8 protein-coding genes are annotated in these 15,902 nt (G+C 43.7%); all 8 read left to right on the forward strand.

The genetic code is table 11. The annotated features are described in order from the left end of the window. Nucleotides 1–329: 329 nt before the first annotated feature. The 8 genes from R2S57_RS04885 to R2S57_RS04920 all read left to right on the forward strand — a co-directional run bounded on the left by R2S57_RS04885 (nt 330) and on the right by R2S57_RS04920 (nt 15,713). Nucleotides 330–3,878: a SusC/RagA family TonB-linked outer membrane protein gene (locus R2S57_RS04885; protein WP_316843961.1), complete on the forward strand. Its 3,549-nt coding sequence runs from the start codon at nt 330–332 to the stop codon at nt 3,876–3,878. Nucleotides 3,879–3,964: 86 nt separating this feature from the next. Further along, nucleotides 3,965–5,266: a RagB/SusD family nutrient uptake outer membrane protein gene (locus R2S57_RS04890; protein WP_316843962.1), complete on the forward strand. Its 1,302-nt coding sequence runs from the start codon at nt 3,965–3,967 to the stop codon at nt 5,264–5,266. A 247-nt stretch (nt 5,267–5,513) separates the two neighbouring features. Next, nucleotides 5,514–6,677, forward strand: coding sequence for a TlpA disulfide reductase family protein (locus R2S57_RS04895; RefSeq protein ID WP_316843963.1), 1,164 nt, complete (start codon nt 5,514–5,516; stop codon nt 6,675–6,677). A 332-nt stretch (nt 6,678–7,009) separates the two neighbouring features. Next, nucleotides 7,010–7,660: an RNA polymerase sigma-70 factor gene (locus R2S57_RS04900; RefSeq protein WP_316825916.1), complete on the forward strand. Its 651-nt coding sequence runs from the start codon at nt 7,010–7,012 to the stop codon at nt 7,658–7,660. Between the two features lie 507 nt (nt 7,661–8,167). Then, entirely contained in the window at nt 8,168–9,298 is a 1,131-nt protein-coding gene (locus R2S57_RS04905; RefSeq protein ID WP_316843964.1) for a FecR family protein, read from the forward strand. A gap of 340 nt (nt 9,299–9,638) precedes the next feature. Continuing rightward, nucleotides 9,639–13,091: a SusC/RagA family TonB-linked outer membrane protein gene (locus R2S57_RS04910; protein WP_316843965.1), complete on the forward strand. Its 3,453-nt coding sequence runs from the start codon at nt 9,639–9,641 to the stop codon at nt 13,089–13,091. Nucleotides 13,092–13,100: 9 nt separating this feature from the next. Next, a complete protein-coding gene (locus tag R2S57_RS04915; RefSeq protein ID WP_316843966.1) occupies nt 13,101–14,510 on the forward strand; it encodes a RagB/SusD family nutrient uptake outer membrane protein in 1,410 nt (469 codons plus the stop codon). Between the two features lie 36 nt (nt 14,511–14,546). Further along, nucleotides 14,547–15,713, forward strand: a complete 1,167-nt coding sequence (locus R2S57_RS04920) for a TlpA disulfide reductase family protein (protein WP_316825920.1) — start codon at nt 14,547–14,549, stop codon at nt 15,711–15,713. The last annotated feature ends 189 nt before the right edge of the window (nt 15,714–15,902 follow it).

The following is a 15,902-nucleotide window of genomic DNA, read 5'->3' on the forward strand; positions in this document are numbered from 1 at the left end:
AATTAATTGATTATTAACTAAAAAAAACATATGGGAAAAGCAATACGACAGAAAAGCTAAGGCTGAATTTACCTGAGGTGAGATTACATAGATCGGCCTCTGGAGTACTGATGTTAGAGGTTAGAGCGAAAAACCAGATCCCGATTGTAGTCGGGAAATGGTATAACTGGCCTTGATACTAAAATCAACTGAACCGCAGATGCCCACAGCTTGGACACCAAAGGCATACTGCAATGAACCAGACAAACAAACTTAGGCAATCTTGCCCATGAAAGCAATATTGACGGTCACTCATTTGGCTGCTAAGTCTTTGTCGCAAACTAAATGAAATGTTTAACAAACAAACAAACAAACCGGGTATACCGAAAGGTCTTATCCATAAAATATGGCTGATTATGCGATTAACTACCGTGCTATTAATAAGTGCCATCATGCAGGTCAGTGCCACCGGCTTTGCACAAAAGATCAGCCTGTCCAAAACAAATGCAACGCTGAGCACTGTATTAAGGGCGATTAAATCCCAAAGTGGTTATAATTTTATTTACAAAGATGATCTGCTCAAGAACGCCAAGCTGGTGAGTATTAGCGTCAAGAGTGCTGAAGTCGAAGATGTGTTGGAGCAGATTTTCGGGGGACAGCCATTTTCTTATGAGATCAATAACAAAGTGGTTATTGTAAAACAGAAGGAATCATCCTTTATAGATAGGTTAATATCTGCGTTCGTGGATATTGATGTCCGTGGAAAAATATTAGATGAGAAGGGCGTGCCGCTGGAAGGAGCTACAATAGTAGTTAAAGGAAAGAACAGGTCTGTTAAGACCAATGCCAATGGGGAATTTATTTTAGCCAATGTGGAAGAGGGAAGCATTTTGGTGCTTACCTATACCGGATATGCAGCAAAAGAGGTTAAGGCTTCAAAAAATCTCGGGAGTGTCCTGATGGAAGTTGCCGTGGGCGATTTGGAGGAAGTAGGGGTGTCGATCAATACGGGTTATCAGCGAATCCGGCCGGAACAGACTACCGGTGCGATATCGGTAATTACCACTAAAGATTATGAATCGCGCATCAGTACCAATTTTTTATCCGGCCTGGCGAACAGACTGCCCGGGGTGATGATCAATAACGACATCCAGTTTGAAGGGAACAACCTGTTTCAGATCAGAGGACTTTCCACCATCAACGGGAATAAAAGCCCGCTGATCGTGGTGGATGGTTATCCGACGGATCTTACCCTGGATATGATCGATCCCAACGAGATCAAAACCGTTACGGTATTAAAGGATGCAGCGGCCGCCACTGTTTACGGTGTGCGGGCATCTAACGGCGTAATTGTGATCGAACGCAAGCAGGCCATGGTGGGTAAAACGCAGTTCACCTTCCGGGCAACGACATCGCTAACGCCCAAAGATGACTATAGCCGTTACCGCTGGGAAAAAGCATCGAATACGACTGTGGATTATCAACGGTATAATTACAGATCATATGCAGCAAGTTCGACAACCTGGTCAGCATATATACCCAGTGGGCTTGGGTATTTATTATATGGCGTACCTCCTGTTGGAATTACCTTGGCAAAACAGGGTGCGGGTATCATCACAGCAGAGCAGGCTAACCAGCAGTTTGCGGACTATGCTGCTTACAACAATGCCGAGGATTACGGAAGACTGTTCCTGCAGAACCCTACCACAAAGGCCTATAATTTTAATTTTTCAGGTGGTACAGAAAAGGCACTCTATTACATTACAGCCAATTACAACAATAGTTCACTAGCGAAAAAAAACAACGACAACGACCGGATGATGTTATCTGCCCGCTCCACTTTTAATTTCTCGCCCCGGTTCTCATTGGAACTAACTACGGATTATCAGCAGGTGCATACCAATACCGCACCTGTAACCGATCTTAACTCATTCTACTCTTATGAGCGGTTCCAGGACAGCAGTACCGGTGCACCACTTTTTACAGCTACTTTATCTAGGAATATTTCAGAAGGAAACGTCATGGAAATGGCAAGGGGAGCAAAAGATAACATGTATTATCCCTTGCAGGAGCTGAACGAGGTGAGCGATAAGGACAGGTCGGTGATCAACCGGTTCACAACTAATTTTAAATATGTGCTTGGTCATGGCTTCAATGTTACATTTGGTGGTATCTATGAAAACACCCAGCTACAGCACCGGCATTATGCCACTGAGCAGTCTGCCGAGGTACGCCAGGCTATGAACCGCTATGCAACGACCGGTTCTGACGGCAAAATTGTATTTAATGTTCCTGCCGGTGACTTTTTGCAGCAAAGCTTTGGCCGAACCCTTAGCATTACCGGACGAGCTCAGTTGAATTATGATAACAGGATCGCTAAAGACCATATGTTGAACGTGATTTTGGGCACCGAAGTGCGCCGCTTAACAGATCAGTCAAGCTCCTCAGCCTATTTCGGCTACAATGATCAGAATTTACTGCAGCAGTCGGTTAATCTGCAGTTCTTGAGCAGCACCGCTGTTCCGGAATTTGGAAGGGCCAATGTTGGATTAAGTCCTGCCAATCTCTTCAAACAGACTTCCACTGATAACCGGTATGTGTCGGGCTATTCCAATCTGGTTTATTCCTTTAGGAGTAGATATTCCCTGACAGGCAGTATCCGGGTCGATCAGTCAAACCTGTTTGGTACCGATCCCAAATACCGTTATAAACCACTGTGGTCGGTAGGCGCAGCCTGGAACATGGATAGGGAATCGTTTATCCGTGACATTACCTGGATAAAGAGTTTGAAACTGCGCGCGGCCACCGGTTTTAACGGCAATGTAGCCAGGAATGCATTGCCGCAGACCATTGCCCAGTCCAGTTTGAATAATTTCATTGTACCCAACATTGTGTCATTAAGCCTGTTCTCATATGCCAATGGGCAGTTAAGATGGGAACAGACGCGCAACCACAACTTTGGTATTGATTACAGCCTGTTTCGCGGCATTACCGGCCACATTGATTATTATGAGAAGTACAGTACTGATCTTCTGGCGAATACCAGGATTGATGCTACCAGGGGAGGTACAGTGGCGATGATCAACCAGGGTTCGCTCCGAAATAAAGGTATGGAATTTGACCTTCAGGCGGACTGGATTTCACGGCGCAGTTTCAACTGGAACACCGGGCTGGTACTCTCGCAAAATAAGAGTAGGGTGCTGGAAGTGTACAGCGCCCTTACACCTGCCAGTTCCGCTGGGAATTACCTTGCGGGCAGCAATGTAGCTTACCTGAAAGGTTATCCGGTAAACGCGGTTTTCAATTACCGTTATGCAGGCCTTGACGCGCAGGGTTATCCGCTTATTTATGATATCAACGGTAATGCCAAACGTCCCGGAACGCCGAATGGAGGAATTAACGATTTAGAATTTGCCGGAAGCTCTATTCCAGCCATAAGTGCCGGCCTTAGTAACCGTGTAGATATAGGTAATTTCTATGCGTATTGCATGATCAACTACTATGGTGGATTTAAAGTACGGGTACCTGCTCCAAGTATGACCGACCCGCGCCCACTGGAAGGGGCTGCTAACTACTGGAAACAGCCCGGTGATGAAAACATACCCGGTATGCTGCCTTCCATTGCAGCATCAGCTTTGACAGCAACTGTTCTGGCTTTTTCTGATCAGTATATTGTTGATGGCGATTATTTTACGCTGGGCGATGTAACAGTATCTTACAATTTACGCAACAGCCCCTGGATAAAAAAAGCCGGCTTCAGTAATTTCGAAATCAAGCTGCAGGCGTCCAACCTGTATACCGTTGCCATGAACAGGTATAACTACAGTGCTGCAATGGGGTCGTATGCCAAAGGTTATATTACCCCTACTTATGCTATTGCCCTATTTACCAATTTTTAATCAATTTTAATATGAAACGATTTAATCAATATATACTGGTTCTTTTGTTATTGTTACCAGTGATGGCCTGTAACAAGTTCCTGGAGGTGGAGCCTAGGGGTGTACAATTGCTCTCTACGGTTACAGACTACGATAAGTGGCTGAATAATGTACTACTGGAAGGCTCATTGGCGCGGGAAATCAATCTGCTGGCCGACAACGTAGACAATCCCGTTATTCCCGATCCAGTGGTATCGGTTAACGATAACATCTACACCTGGGCCGATCAGTTTAATCCAACGACAGTAAACGCCGATCCGCTGATCTGGAAAAACCATTATCAGTCCATTAACTATTTTAATACGGTACTACTGGGTATCGACCAGGCGACTGGCGGTACCGAACAGCAAAAAGCAACATTGAAAGCAGAAGCACTACTTGGCCGGGCGTTCGAGTACTTTTACCTGGTAAATTTGTATGGCAAGCCATATGATGCGCTTACCGCTGCCAGTGATATTGCTGTTCCGTTCACCCTGTCAAACGACGTATCCGACCAGGTACCCGACCCGAGCACGGTGAAGGTTATCTATGACCACATCTTCGCGGATTTGAATGCCGCCCTTCCTAATCTGCCGGCCGATAATCCCACCAACCGCTACAGGGGTTCAGTGGCAGCGGGTTATAGCGTACTTGCCCGTGTGTACTTCTACATGCGTAATTATAGCGAGGCGGCAAAGTATGCGCAGATTGCGCTGGATAGGGCCGGCCGCGAAATGATCGACTACAATACCATTACCAGCTCAGCGAACTTTTCCTATCTGGTGATCCGCCCTGATGCACTCTATGCCAGAATAGCTGTATCGTTTGGTACAACCGAAATACCTACTGTTGAATTTGTCAAGTCATTCGATAAAAATGATCTGCGTCTAAAATACTTTTTCAGTCCGTCAGGCAACAATAATCCAACAGCCAGGAACCAGGTAACGTTTCGCCCAGCCGGTGTGCCATCCGCGACTGCCTATGCCAATTGGGGTACTTCTGTTGGCGAAATGCGCTTAATTATTGCGGAAGCCGCAGCCCGGAGCGGAGATCTTGCTACCGCGCTGCAGCAGCTTGACGCCATCCGGAAGCGCCGTTTCCCGACTGCCGTTTACCAGGCATTCCAGTCGGGCGACCAGGAAGAGGTCCTCGAAAAGATATTGACGGAAAGAAAATTTGAACTGACCTTTAACGGTATGCGGTGGTTTGATATGCGCAGGCTCGATAAAGAGGGCCGTATGCCAACGGTAAACCGCTATGATGCAGCGAATAGGGTGATTGCTACTTTACCGCCGAAGAGTGTAAAATATACGCTGCAGATACCCGAGGAGGTGCGTTATTTTAATCCCGGCTGGCAGAACACACGTTAGATCCCTAAGGAAAAACCGTGTTAAAAAAACCTGGCAGAATAAATGGATGTTGCGAACCATACCGATAAACGGGGGTAAACAATGTCATAGAAAGGAGACGCTTTTTTTAAGCGTCTGTCGCCCCTACAGCTATTGGCAGCAGGGCAATAAAAGTGATTTCCTTTCTCGTAAACCCACTGGTTTTTCCATAACCAGTATGTTAATCAATAAAATCTTAAAACTAAATAAAAGTAAAATGAAAAGTACGATGAAAAAACTATCCATTGCGCTCGCTCTCCTTGTAGTGTCCTGCAATGCTGTATCCGCACAGAATGTATCCAGATTTGTTATCAACGGTGTTTTGAAAAACGTTAAACCTATGCCAGATAAGGTGTTTTTGATATATCCAAAATATGAAAGTAAAAAAGTGGACAGTTCAGATGTGGTCAATGGGGTTTATAAGTTTACAGGTGAAATAGGCAATGATGCTATTCCGTTTACCTTAGCCTTCGGACCGGAACCCGAGATGATGGCAGCTCGGCAACACCTTGACATTCAGGCGGACCTGATCATTGTCAAGGGGGAAACCAATGTGGTTTCTGATGGTTTCATGTATAACGTTACTGAAACCGGGGCATCAGCTGAGGCGGATCGTCAATATAAGCAGCTCGCTGAAAAAAGTAGCCGGGCAATGAGAGATTGGTTGGAAACAGCAAAATCGCCGTTTTTCCTTACACGCAATTCCGTTAGGATCCAGGCGAATAAAAAATACCAGCAGGAAGCTGCATATTTACCGGATGCCTATTATACGTTTATTAAACAGCATCCTACCTCACCATTGACACCATTGCTAGCCAACAACCTTTCAAGCAATAGATCAGTTGACAAAGGTAGAACAGACTCATTGATTACCATACTTAGTAGCGTAAATGAAAAGAGTACGATAAGAACAGAGGCATTAACCAAACTACAGACAAAATCTGATCAGCTTGCTAAGGAAATGGTTGTATCAGCAGGTAAACCAGCCCCTGATTTTTCACAGAATGATGTGAACGGCAATCCAGTGAAACTCTCTTCGTTTAGGGGTAAGTACGTACTGATTGATTTCTGGGCAAGCTGGTGTGCCCCGTGCCGCGCAGAAAATCCAAATGTCGTTAAAGCTTATGCGAAATACCATGACAAAAATTTTGAAATTTTAGGCGTTTCACTTGATAATGAATCTGCAAAAAATGCCTGGAACGAAGCGATTAAGAAAGATGGGCTGATCTGGCCACAGGTCTCAGACCTCAAAGGCTGGAAAAATGAAGCTGCCAAACTTTATGCGGTTACTGGGATACCACAAAATTTCCTGATTGACCCCAAAGGCCAGATTATAGCAACTAACCTCCGCGGAGAAGCTTTGAATAAAGCACTTGAGAAATTCTTAAATTAAATTTGTCCGTGATTATTGACTGAGGTCAGAGCGGCTTGTCTGTAGAGATTCCTCTATATAGGCAGGTTGTGAGGGATAAAGGCACCCTCAGGCAGTATTGATTATTTAGCAAAGCGGCTTATCAGTTTCCCGGACTGATAGGCCGCTTTTTTTTATGGTAGCAGACAGGATGGCGTCGTGTGGGTATCATTGATACTTTAAAAACCTGGTCCTTTTCATATATACAGCGTTCCGGGAAGTCATTTTTATTACTATCGCCTTGGGAAGTAATTAGGCATCGCGGTTTTGATTCTGTCGATCTGTTATCAGGGGCGCAAAAAAAAAGGTTTTTTATGCCAAAGTTTGTTAACTTTATATTAAATCAATTCCTTGCTAACTTACATTTTATAATAGCTCAAATGGGTACGGGCAGTGCTATATATAACAATTTAACTGACCGGCAACTGGCAGAAATGCTTCGTGACGGAGATCAGCAAGCCTATACCGAGATTTTTGAGCGTTACAACAAACTACTGATCAAACATGCCTTCCATCTTTTACAGTCCAGTGATGAGGCAGGCGACCTGGTCCAGGATATTTTCCTGATCCTGTGGCAAAAACGGTCGGGTTTGGTTTTTAAATCTTCCCTCTCTGCTTACCTCTATACTGCGGTAAGAAACCGTGTCTTCGACCTGCTATCCCATCAAAAGGTCGTTGCCCGCTATACCGATGCAATTGGGCGCTTTATGGAGGAGGGCCATAGCATTTCGGATGCGGGCCTGCGTGAACGAGAGCTCGCCGAGCTGATTGAAAGGGAGATCGCAGCTTTACCAAGGAAGATGCGCGAGGTTTTTCTCTTGAGCCGTAAGGATGAACTGGGTTATAAGGAAATCGGTGAGCGTCTGAACATATCCGATCAGACAGCAAAGCTCCAGGTACATAACGCCATTAAAATCCTGAAGCTGAAAATTGCTTCCTATCTGCACGTTTTTTGGCTGCTCTGATTACCGCCACATCATAGGGGTTGGGTGTCCGGCGCGGAGAAAGAGCCATTTGATTTTTATAGGATACCGTTATCAAACAGATCTGTCATTGTTTCAATAGATTATGCCATCACCACAGAAAAGACTGTCCGCCACCGCTTAAACAAACTAGCGCTGCCCTAATGTTTTTAAAGGTCGCCCGAAATTTTGATGGTTTTGAATGCTTTATGCTACTTAGTGCATTTGGACTTTGGTACTGTCGGTGTAAATTGCCAAATTGTAATAGGGATGCTGTGTATTCTTGCGAATGGCAAAGTTAGGGACGTGCATTTGTTAGCCCATCTATCATGTGGCAAAAAATCTTTTTAGGTATTCAACGAAAACAAAGCTATGTGCATCAGGCAATGTAAAAATGGCTACTGGCATGTAAAAACCATCTTATTTACTTTTTTTATAAAAAATCTATAACGCAGGCATATCATAACCGTCATGTGTATGTGAAGGATAAAAATCTTTGCTTACAAGCGAATGAATCAACAGCAGGTAACCGCATTATTAGATAAATACAAAAAGGGGAGGCTGACCCTGGAGGAAACCGCATTGCTGGAAACCTGGTACCTAAGGGAATCCGCTGCAGAAAAACCAAGACTGACCGAGGATGAGGTTGAAATGATCTCTCAGCGCATCCGTTTGGACCTGCCTTTGATGATACCCGCTGCGCCTGCACAGATTTTCCGGTGGCCCCGGTTGGTTGCCGCCGCTGCCGTGATCCTTATCATCAGTGCCGGTCTTTTTTACTACAGCTTCAATACTGCTGGAAAGGATCAGCAGTTCATCAGTAAATACACAAATGACATCGACCCTGGAAAACTGGGGGCTACATTGACATTGGCAAATGGAGAAAGGATCTTGATTAAAGATGCTTTAGCTGGAAAGATTGCCAGCCAATCCGGCGTAAAGATATTCAAAGACAAAGATGGGCAGATTATCTATCAGGTGACTGATACTCAAACTGCCTCCCAGGAATTTAATACCCTGACTACTGCACGAGGTGAGCATACACAGGTGCGCCTACCTGACGGCTCTACCGTGTTTTTGAATGCAGCATCTTCGTTAAAGTATCCTACCAGTTTTGCCAAAGCAGAAATCAGGCGCGTTTCCTTAACGGGCGAAGGATATTTTGAAATTGCCAAGGATAAGTCACATCCCTTTATTGTCATCACGAAAAAACAGGAGGTAGAGGTTTTGGGGACACATTTTAACATCAACGCCTACCCGGATGAGGCTGCTATTGCTACCACTTTGGTGGAAGGTTCAGTTAAGATCAGTTCTGGAGGAAGCCAGCAGATACTCAAACCGGGTTTTCAGGCTGTCAGTAATGGTTCCACAATTAAGGTAGCTAAGGCCAATATCGAGAATATCATCGATTGGAAAGACGGAGACTTTAACCTGGAAGGATTGGACTTCAGGCAGGCTATGCGCAAGATCGGCCGGTGGTATGATCTCGAAGTCATTTATGAAAGTGGCGTACCTGATGGTGTAGAAACCGGAGGCTGGATTTCCAGGGATAATAAATTGTCAGATGTACTGAAGCTGATTGAGAAATCAGGTTTTGTACATTTCAAATTGGAAGGGAAAAAACTATATGTGTCCCGATAATCTTTATGCGAAAATATCATCTCCTATAAAAACAGAATTAACCGATTTGTTTACCATTAACCCATTTAAGGAGATAACAGGACAGCTATAACAGGAAACCTAAAATACAAACAAACCAGAAGTGAAGCACCCCTGGTTTGTGTTTGGACAATCAATATAAATATCAACTATTTAACCGCAGCATGCCACAAGTTTTCGACCGCTAGAGGCAGGATGCACAGAACCAAACTTTACGTAAATGTATACAATTTATACGAAGAAATTCAGTATGCCAAATTGGCTATACTATAAAATATTGCTAATTATGCGCTTAACTACCGTTATATTAATAGCATCCCTTATGCAGGTCAGCGCATCCACCTTTGGCCAGCGCATTACCCTAAACCTTCCAGATGCTTCTGTTAAAGCGGTGCTTAAAGAGATCAGAAAGCAGAGCGGCTATGATATTTTCTATGATAACAGGATCATACTGAATAACCAACGGGTGTCTGTCGCAGTTACAGATGTGACGCTCGAAGAAGCTTTGAACAATGTCTTTAAAGGGCTTGCCCTTAAATATGATATAGATGGTAAAACAGTGTCCATTACCAGAAAAGAGAAACCCACCTTTCTCGAAAATCTTATTACGCGGATCAACGCAGTCGATATCAGGGGGAAGGTCATTGGAGAGAATAACGAAATACTGGCCGGAGCGACCATAAAGATTAAGGGGACTAACAAAACAGCCAGGTGCAATGAAAAGGGTGAATTCTTTTTGGCCGATGTGGATGAAAACGCCGTATTGATAATCTCCTACATCGGATATATATCTTCGGAAGTCAGCTTGAAAGATGCAGTCATGCCATTAGAGATCAAGTTGAGTACGGTCATCAGTGATCTCAAAGAAGTGGCTATATCTACGGGATATCAACGCATTAAGCCCACTCAGGTCACAGGGGCTACAAATACAATTTCGACTAAGGAATATGAATCCCGTATCAGTACAGATTTCTTATCAGGTTTAGTTAATAAAATGCCGGGACTTGTCATTAATCCCGATGTGAAATTTACCAGCAGTACCTATAACGTAACGAGTAAAAACGGCATGTTCAACATCCGGGGGATTTCAACGATTACAGGGAACCAGAACCCCCTTATTGTACTTGACGGGTACCCTACAGAACTATCCTTAAGCGATATCAACCCTAATGAAATTGGCTCAGTAACCATCCTGAAAGATGCGGCTGCAGCGGCAATATACGGTGTGCGTGCTGCCAATGGGGTTATTGTTATACAACGTAAGCAGGCTAACTTGGGAAATACCCGTTTTGCTTTTCGCAGCACCGTTAGCATGAAGCCAAAAGAAGACTATAGTGGGTACCGCTGGGCGCCTACAGATACTTATTCAAATTATGCAAAGCTTCTTGCACCCACATCCGCAAGTAGCCAAGCTTCTTATTATCAATATGGTATTGGCATAAATCCAGTCATGGCGATTATTTTTCAGAGAGATGCAGGTACCATTACCCAAAGTCAGATGGAACAACAGCTTTTGGAGTTAAACTCCTATAATAACACAGAAGATTATGAACGTTTATTTACCAGGAATGCGTTTGCCCATCAGTATAATATGAATATAAGCGGGGGTACAGATAAGGCTTTGTATTATTTTACAGGTAATTATCTTGGTAATGAACTTAACCAGAAAAACAATAGTAACAGACAATTGCAGTTAAGCGGGCGTACCACTTTTAACTTTACTAAAAAACTCTCACTCGAGCTGACAACAGAATATCTTGACAGGTCCGCTAAGAGTGCACCGGTGCCGGATATTAACCAGTTTTATCCATTTGAACGTTTTGAGGATGCTAATAATAACCCCGTTTCAACATATACAGGCTCAAACACAAATGAAGTGCACAATAACAATCAAAAAGCGCTGGGTTACTTGGATAACAAATATTATCCATTGGTAGATATGAATGAAATTGAAACAAATACGCATACGATAGACAACCGGATCACTGCTAATTTTAAATATGTGTTAGGGAGTGGTTTTAATTTAGGTATTGGCAGCGTGTATGAAAGGTCTGTTACCAACCAGCGGTACCTTGCCTCATCCAACTCCTCGGTGGTAAGGCAGTACATTAATAAATATGCAAATGCTGGTACCAATCCTTTAACGCTCAATATTCCAATCGGTGGCTATCTTCAGGAAACAGATTCACGCCTGACAAGCTTTACCGCACGTGCCCAGTTGGATTATAACAAGCGCATTGGAAGCAACCATTCTATTAATGCAATAGCAGGTTTTGAATTAAGACGTTTAGTTAACCAGTCTTCATCTGCACCGTTTTTTGGCTATAACGATCAAACACTCATCTCCCAGCCGGTAGATTACAATAAAGTAGTTACCTACAATTCAGGCGCCTTTCTCCTTAATCCAAGTTTAACCTATGCGCAGCTTTTTAGCCAGCAGTATACCGACGACCGTTTTGTATCAGGTTACTTCAACATGGTATATGCTTTTATGGACAGATACTCAGTGACGGGGAGTATCAGGATGGATCAGTCAAACCTGTTTGGCCAGGATCCCAAATACCGGTATAAGCCACTCTGGTCGATTGGTGCTGCATGGAACATTGACAAGGAAAATTTCATGCAGAACTTAGATTGGATCACCTCATTGAAATTAAGAATAGCAGAAGGTCTTAGCGGCAATATTGCGAAAACCAGTTTACCGCAGATTGTTGCAGCAGCGGCAATTAATCAGTTAACCACACCTCCCTCGAGTGCGCTTAATTTGTTGACCCCGGCCAATAGCGGCCTGCGCTGGGAAAAGACAAATAACTTTAATGTAGGAGTGGATTATAGCTTTTTAAGCAGGATCAATGGCAGTATCGACTATTATATCAAAACAAGTGAGGATCTTTTGGGCAATACACAAATAGATGCGACGCGAGGCGTTGCCAGTGCTTTAATCAATCAGGCCAGTGTTCGGAATAAGGGTATAGAGTTTAACTTGAACGCAGATTGGATGAGTTCAGCAAACTTCAACTGGAATACCGGGTTTTCATTGGCCCGTAATACCAGTAAAGTACTTGATATTTACCAAAGCGCTTCTTATAGCAGTGGTTCATCCCCGGTACTGCTTAACCAAATGGCCGCTGGTTATATAAAAGGTTATCCTTTAGGCCAGCTGTTCAGTCTTCGTTCTGCAGGTCTTGACAATGCGGGCGTCCCCTTAGTTTATGATGCCAATGGTAATGCCGTGCGGCTCAACACCAATATCAATCCCGGCCTGAATTATTTTACAGATCAGGGCAGTTATATTCCCAAATATAATTGTGGGCTGAGCAACAGGGTAGATATCGGTAATTTTTATTTCTATGCCATGGTAAATTTTTACAGCGGTTTCAATGTACGGGTGCCTTACCCTACGCCAGGTGTTGTACGTCCAATAACAGGAGCCGAAAATTTTTGGCAAAAGCCGGGTGATGAACTCAATCCAAATGCAGTAATGGGTACCGGCACCGGAATATTAGCTGTTAATTATTTATATGTAACACCTTATTTGGATTCTTATACCGTTAACGGTGCTTATTTAACCTTAGGCGATCTGACCGCCTCCTATAACCTGGCAAGTACAAAGTTTATTAAAAATCTCGGATTCAACACTTTTGAAGTTAAACTGCAGGCCACTAATGTTTATACAACTGGTTTTAACCGGTATAACTGGAGTCAGGCGACAGGTTCATTCACTAAAAACTATTTGACGCCTACCTATACCATTGGGATATTTACTAATTTTTAATTCACAACCATGAAATATATATATCAATACATCGCAGTACTGGCCATAATCCTGGTAACAGGTTGCGATAAGTTTTTGGATGTAGAACCAAAAGGAAAGCAATTGCTACAAACCGTAAAGGACTATGACCTGTGGCTAAACAGTCAGACCTTAACCTATGAAACTCATGTTTATACCCTTTATCGTTTTTCGGATCTCTATGACATCCATCCTTATAACCTCAATAGCATCACCGTTACCGATCTGCAGTACCGCTGGGCACTTCAATTTGAGGACCCGACACTTACTCCGAGTATATGGTCTAATTTTTACAATATTATTTATTACTATAATGCGGTGATAAACGGCATTGATAATGCCCAGGGTGGTAGCGCACAGGAAAAACAGAAACTCAAAGCTGAGGCGCTTCTGGGCCGGGCCCACGAATACTTTTACCTGGTTAATTTATATGGTAAAATTTATAACCCGTCTACTGCAGACCAGGATCTGAGTGTTCCTTTCGTATCCTCTTCGGACATCGTTACCATAACCCCGCCCAGAAGTACTGTAAAACAGGCATATGAAAATATCATCGCTGACCTGAACATGGCTTTGGCATCCCTGCCGGCCGATAATGCCACCAACCGCTTCCGGGGTTCAGTGGCGGCCGCTAACAGCATGCTTGCCCGCGTCTATTTCTATATGCGTGATTATGCAAATGCCCGCAAATATGCAGAGCTTTCCTTGCAGGCCCCTAGCCTAATGATGCTGGATTATAATGCAGGCGTCATCACTTCTACGGGATTTCCCAACTGGCCAGCCCTGGTTACACGTAAAGACGTAATCTATGCACGTGGGGCAGGTGCTATGTCAAATGTTGCAACGGTGCCCGTAACACTTTCTTTTGCGCAATCCTTTGCTGCGGGTGATCTGAGATCCTACTTTATTAAAGATATCAATAAGTCGACTTTATCTGCTAACCCTAAACGGGGAACTATAAATTACTGCTATGCCTATCTTGCTTCGACCACCAGCCCGAACATGGCCGGTAATGCCAACATAGGGACTTCAGTTGCAGAGATGAAACTGATCATTGCGGAAGGGGCTGTACGTTCGGGTGATCTTACAACCGCTTTGCAGCAACTGGATGATGTACGCAAAAATAGATTTTCCCCTACAGGTTATGCTGCATTTCAGTCCGGAGACCAGGCGGCCATACTACAAAAAATTACAGACGAAAGGCTTTTTGAACTGCCGTTCGGAGGGGTACGCTGGCTGGATATGCGCCGTTTGTCATCAGAAGGCAAAATGCCCGCTGTGAACAGGTATGATGCTAATGGCAATGTATTTGAAACCCTGCAGCCCAATGATCCAAGATATGTCTTGAAAATACCTTTAAATATTTTAGGGTACAATCCTGACATGCCACAAAACCAATAGAACATTAAACTCAATAAACTCAATAAATTATTTAAAATGAAAAATTTTATTAAAAGAATCGCATTTACTTTAACGCTTTCAGCCATATTGTATAGCTCAGCTTTGGCGCAACAATCCTCCAAATTTGTGATCAACGGTGTTTTAAAAAACTTTAAGACAGTGCCCGATAAGGTCTTTCTGATCTATCCGGCGTATGAAGGTAAAAAACCGGATAGTTCAGATGTGGTAAACGGAACTTATAAATTTGTAGGCGAGATAGAAGAAGATGCACTTCCTTTACAGATAGCGCTCGGCCCCGAGCTGGACATGATGTCTTCCATATTCGATCTCCAGGCCAGGGTGATCGTTACCGCGGGTGAAACTAAAATCGTTTCGGACAGGGTGTTGTACAACTATGTCGAAACTGGAGCCGCGGGGCAGCTTTTTGACCAGTACCGTGAGCTGTACTGGAAATATACGAATCCCGGTATAGTATTTTCGGAACAAAGAAACAGCTTTGGCTATCGCACCCGCGAAGCTATGAGAACCAGCTATGTAAAAAAATATCAAAATGACACCAAAAATTATTTTGATGATCATTACAACTTTATTGTGCAGCATCCTAAATCACCGTTGGTGCCTGAGCTGGCATTCAATTTATTGAATATCATAAAAGTTAAACAAAAAGCGGATTCCCTGATTGAGATTTTATCAGCTACAACTATAAAAAGCAAGGTGAGAACAGCCACATTGACAAAGCTTCAGGACAAATCGAAAGAACTTGCGGCAAAACTGGCAACATCAGCCGGAAAACCGGCCCCTGATTTTTCGCAGAATGATGTGAACGGCAACGCGATCAAACTCTCTTCGTTCCGGGGTAAATATGTACTGGTTGATTTTTGGGCAAGTTGGTGCGCCCCATGCCGTGCAGAAAATCCAAATGTTGTTAAAGCTTATGCGAAATATCATAACAAAAATTTCGAGATTTTAGGCGTTTCACTTGATAGTGAATCTGCAAAAAATGCCTGGAATGCCGCAATTAAGAGCGATGGGCTGACCTGGCCCCAGGTCTCAGACCTTAAAGGCTGGAAAAATGAAGCTGCCAAACTTTTTGCGGTTACTGCTATACCACAAAATTTCCTTATTGATCCAAAGGGCCAGATTATCGCAACGAATCTCCGAGGAGAGGCTTTGGAGCAGGCACTTGAGAAATTTTTAAAATAAATCTCCTGTGGTTATCTGACCGATACCAGCGTAAAATTGGGGATAATCCCTTGCTGGTGTTTGATAAGGAAAAAGCGGCCATCAGTTTTCCCAACTGATTGCCGCTTTTTTATTAATGGCAGCGAATATGACGGGCCAGGTAACAGGATATCTGTCCCAAGTCGTTACACCGGGGGACAGCTACAATTT

It is taken from the genome of Pedobacter psychrodurus, assembly GCF_032678585.1.
In the GTDB taxonomy this organism is placed as follows: Bacteria; Bacteroidota; Bacteroidia; order Sphingobacteriales; family Sphingobacteriaceae; genus Pedobacter; species Pedobacter psychrodurus_A.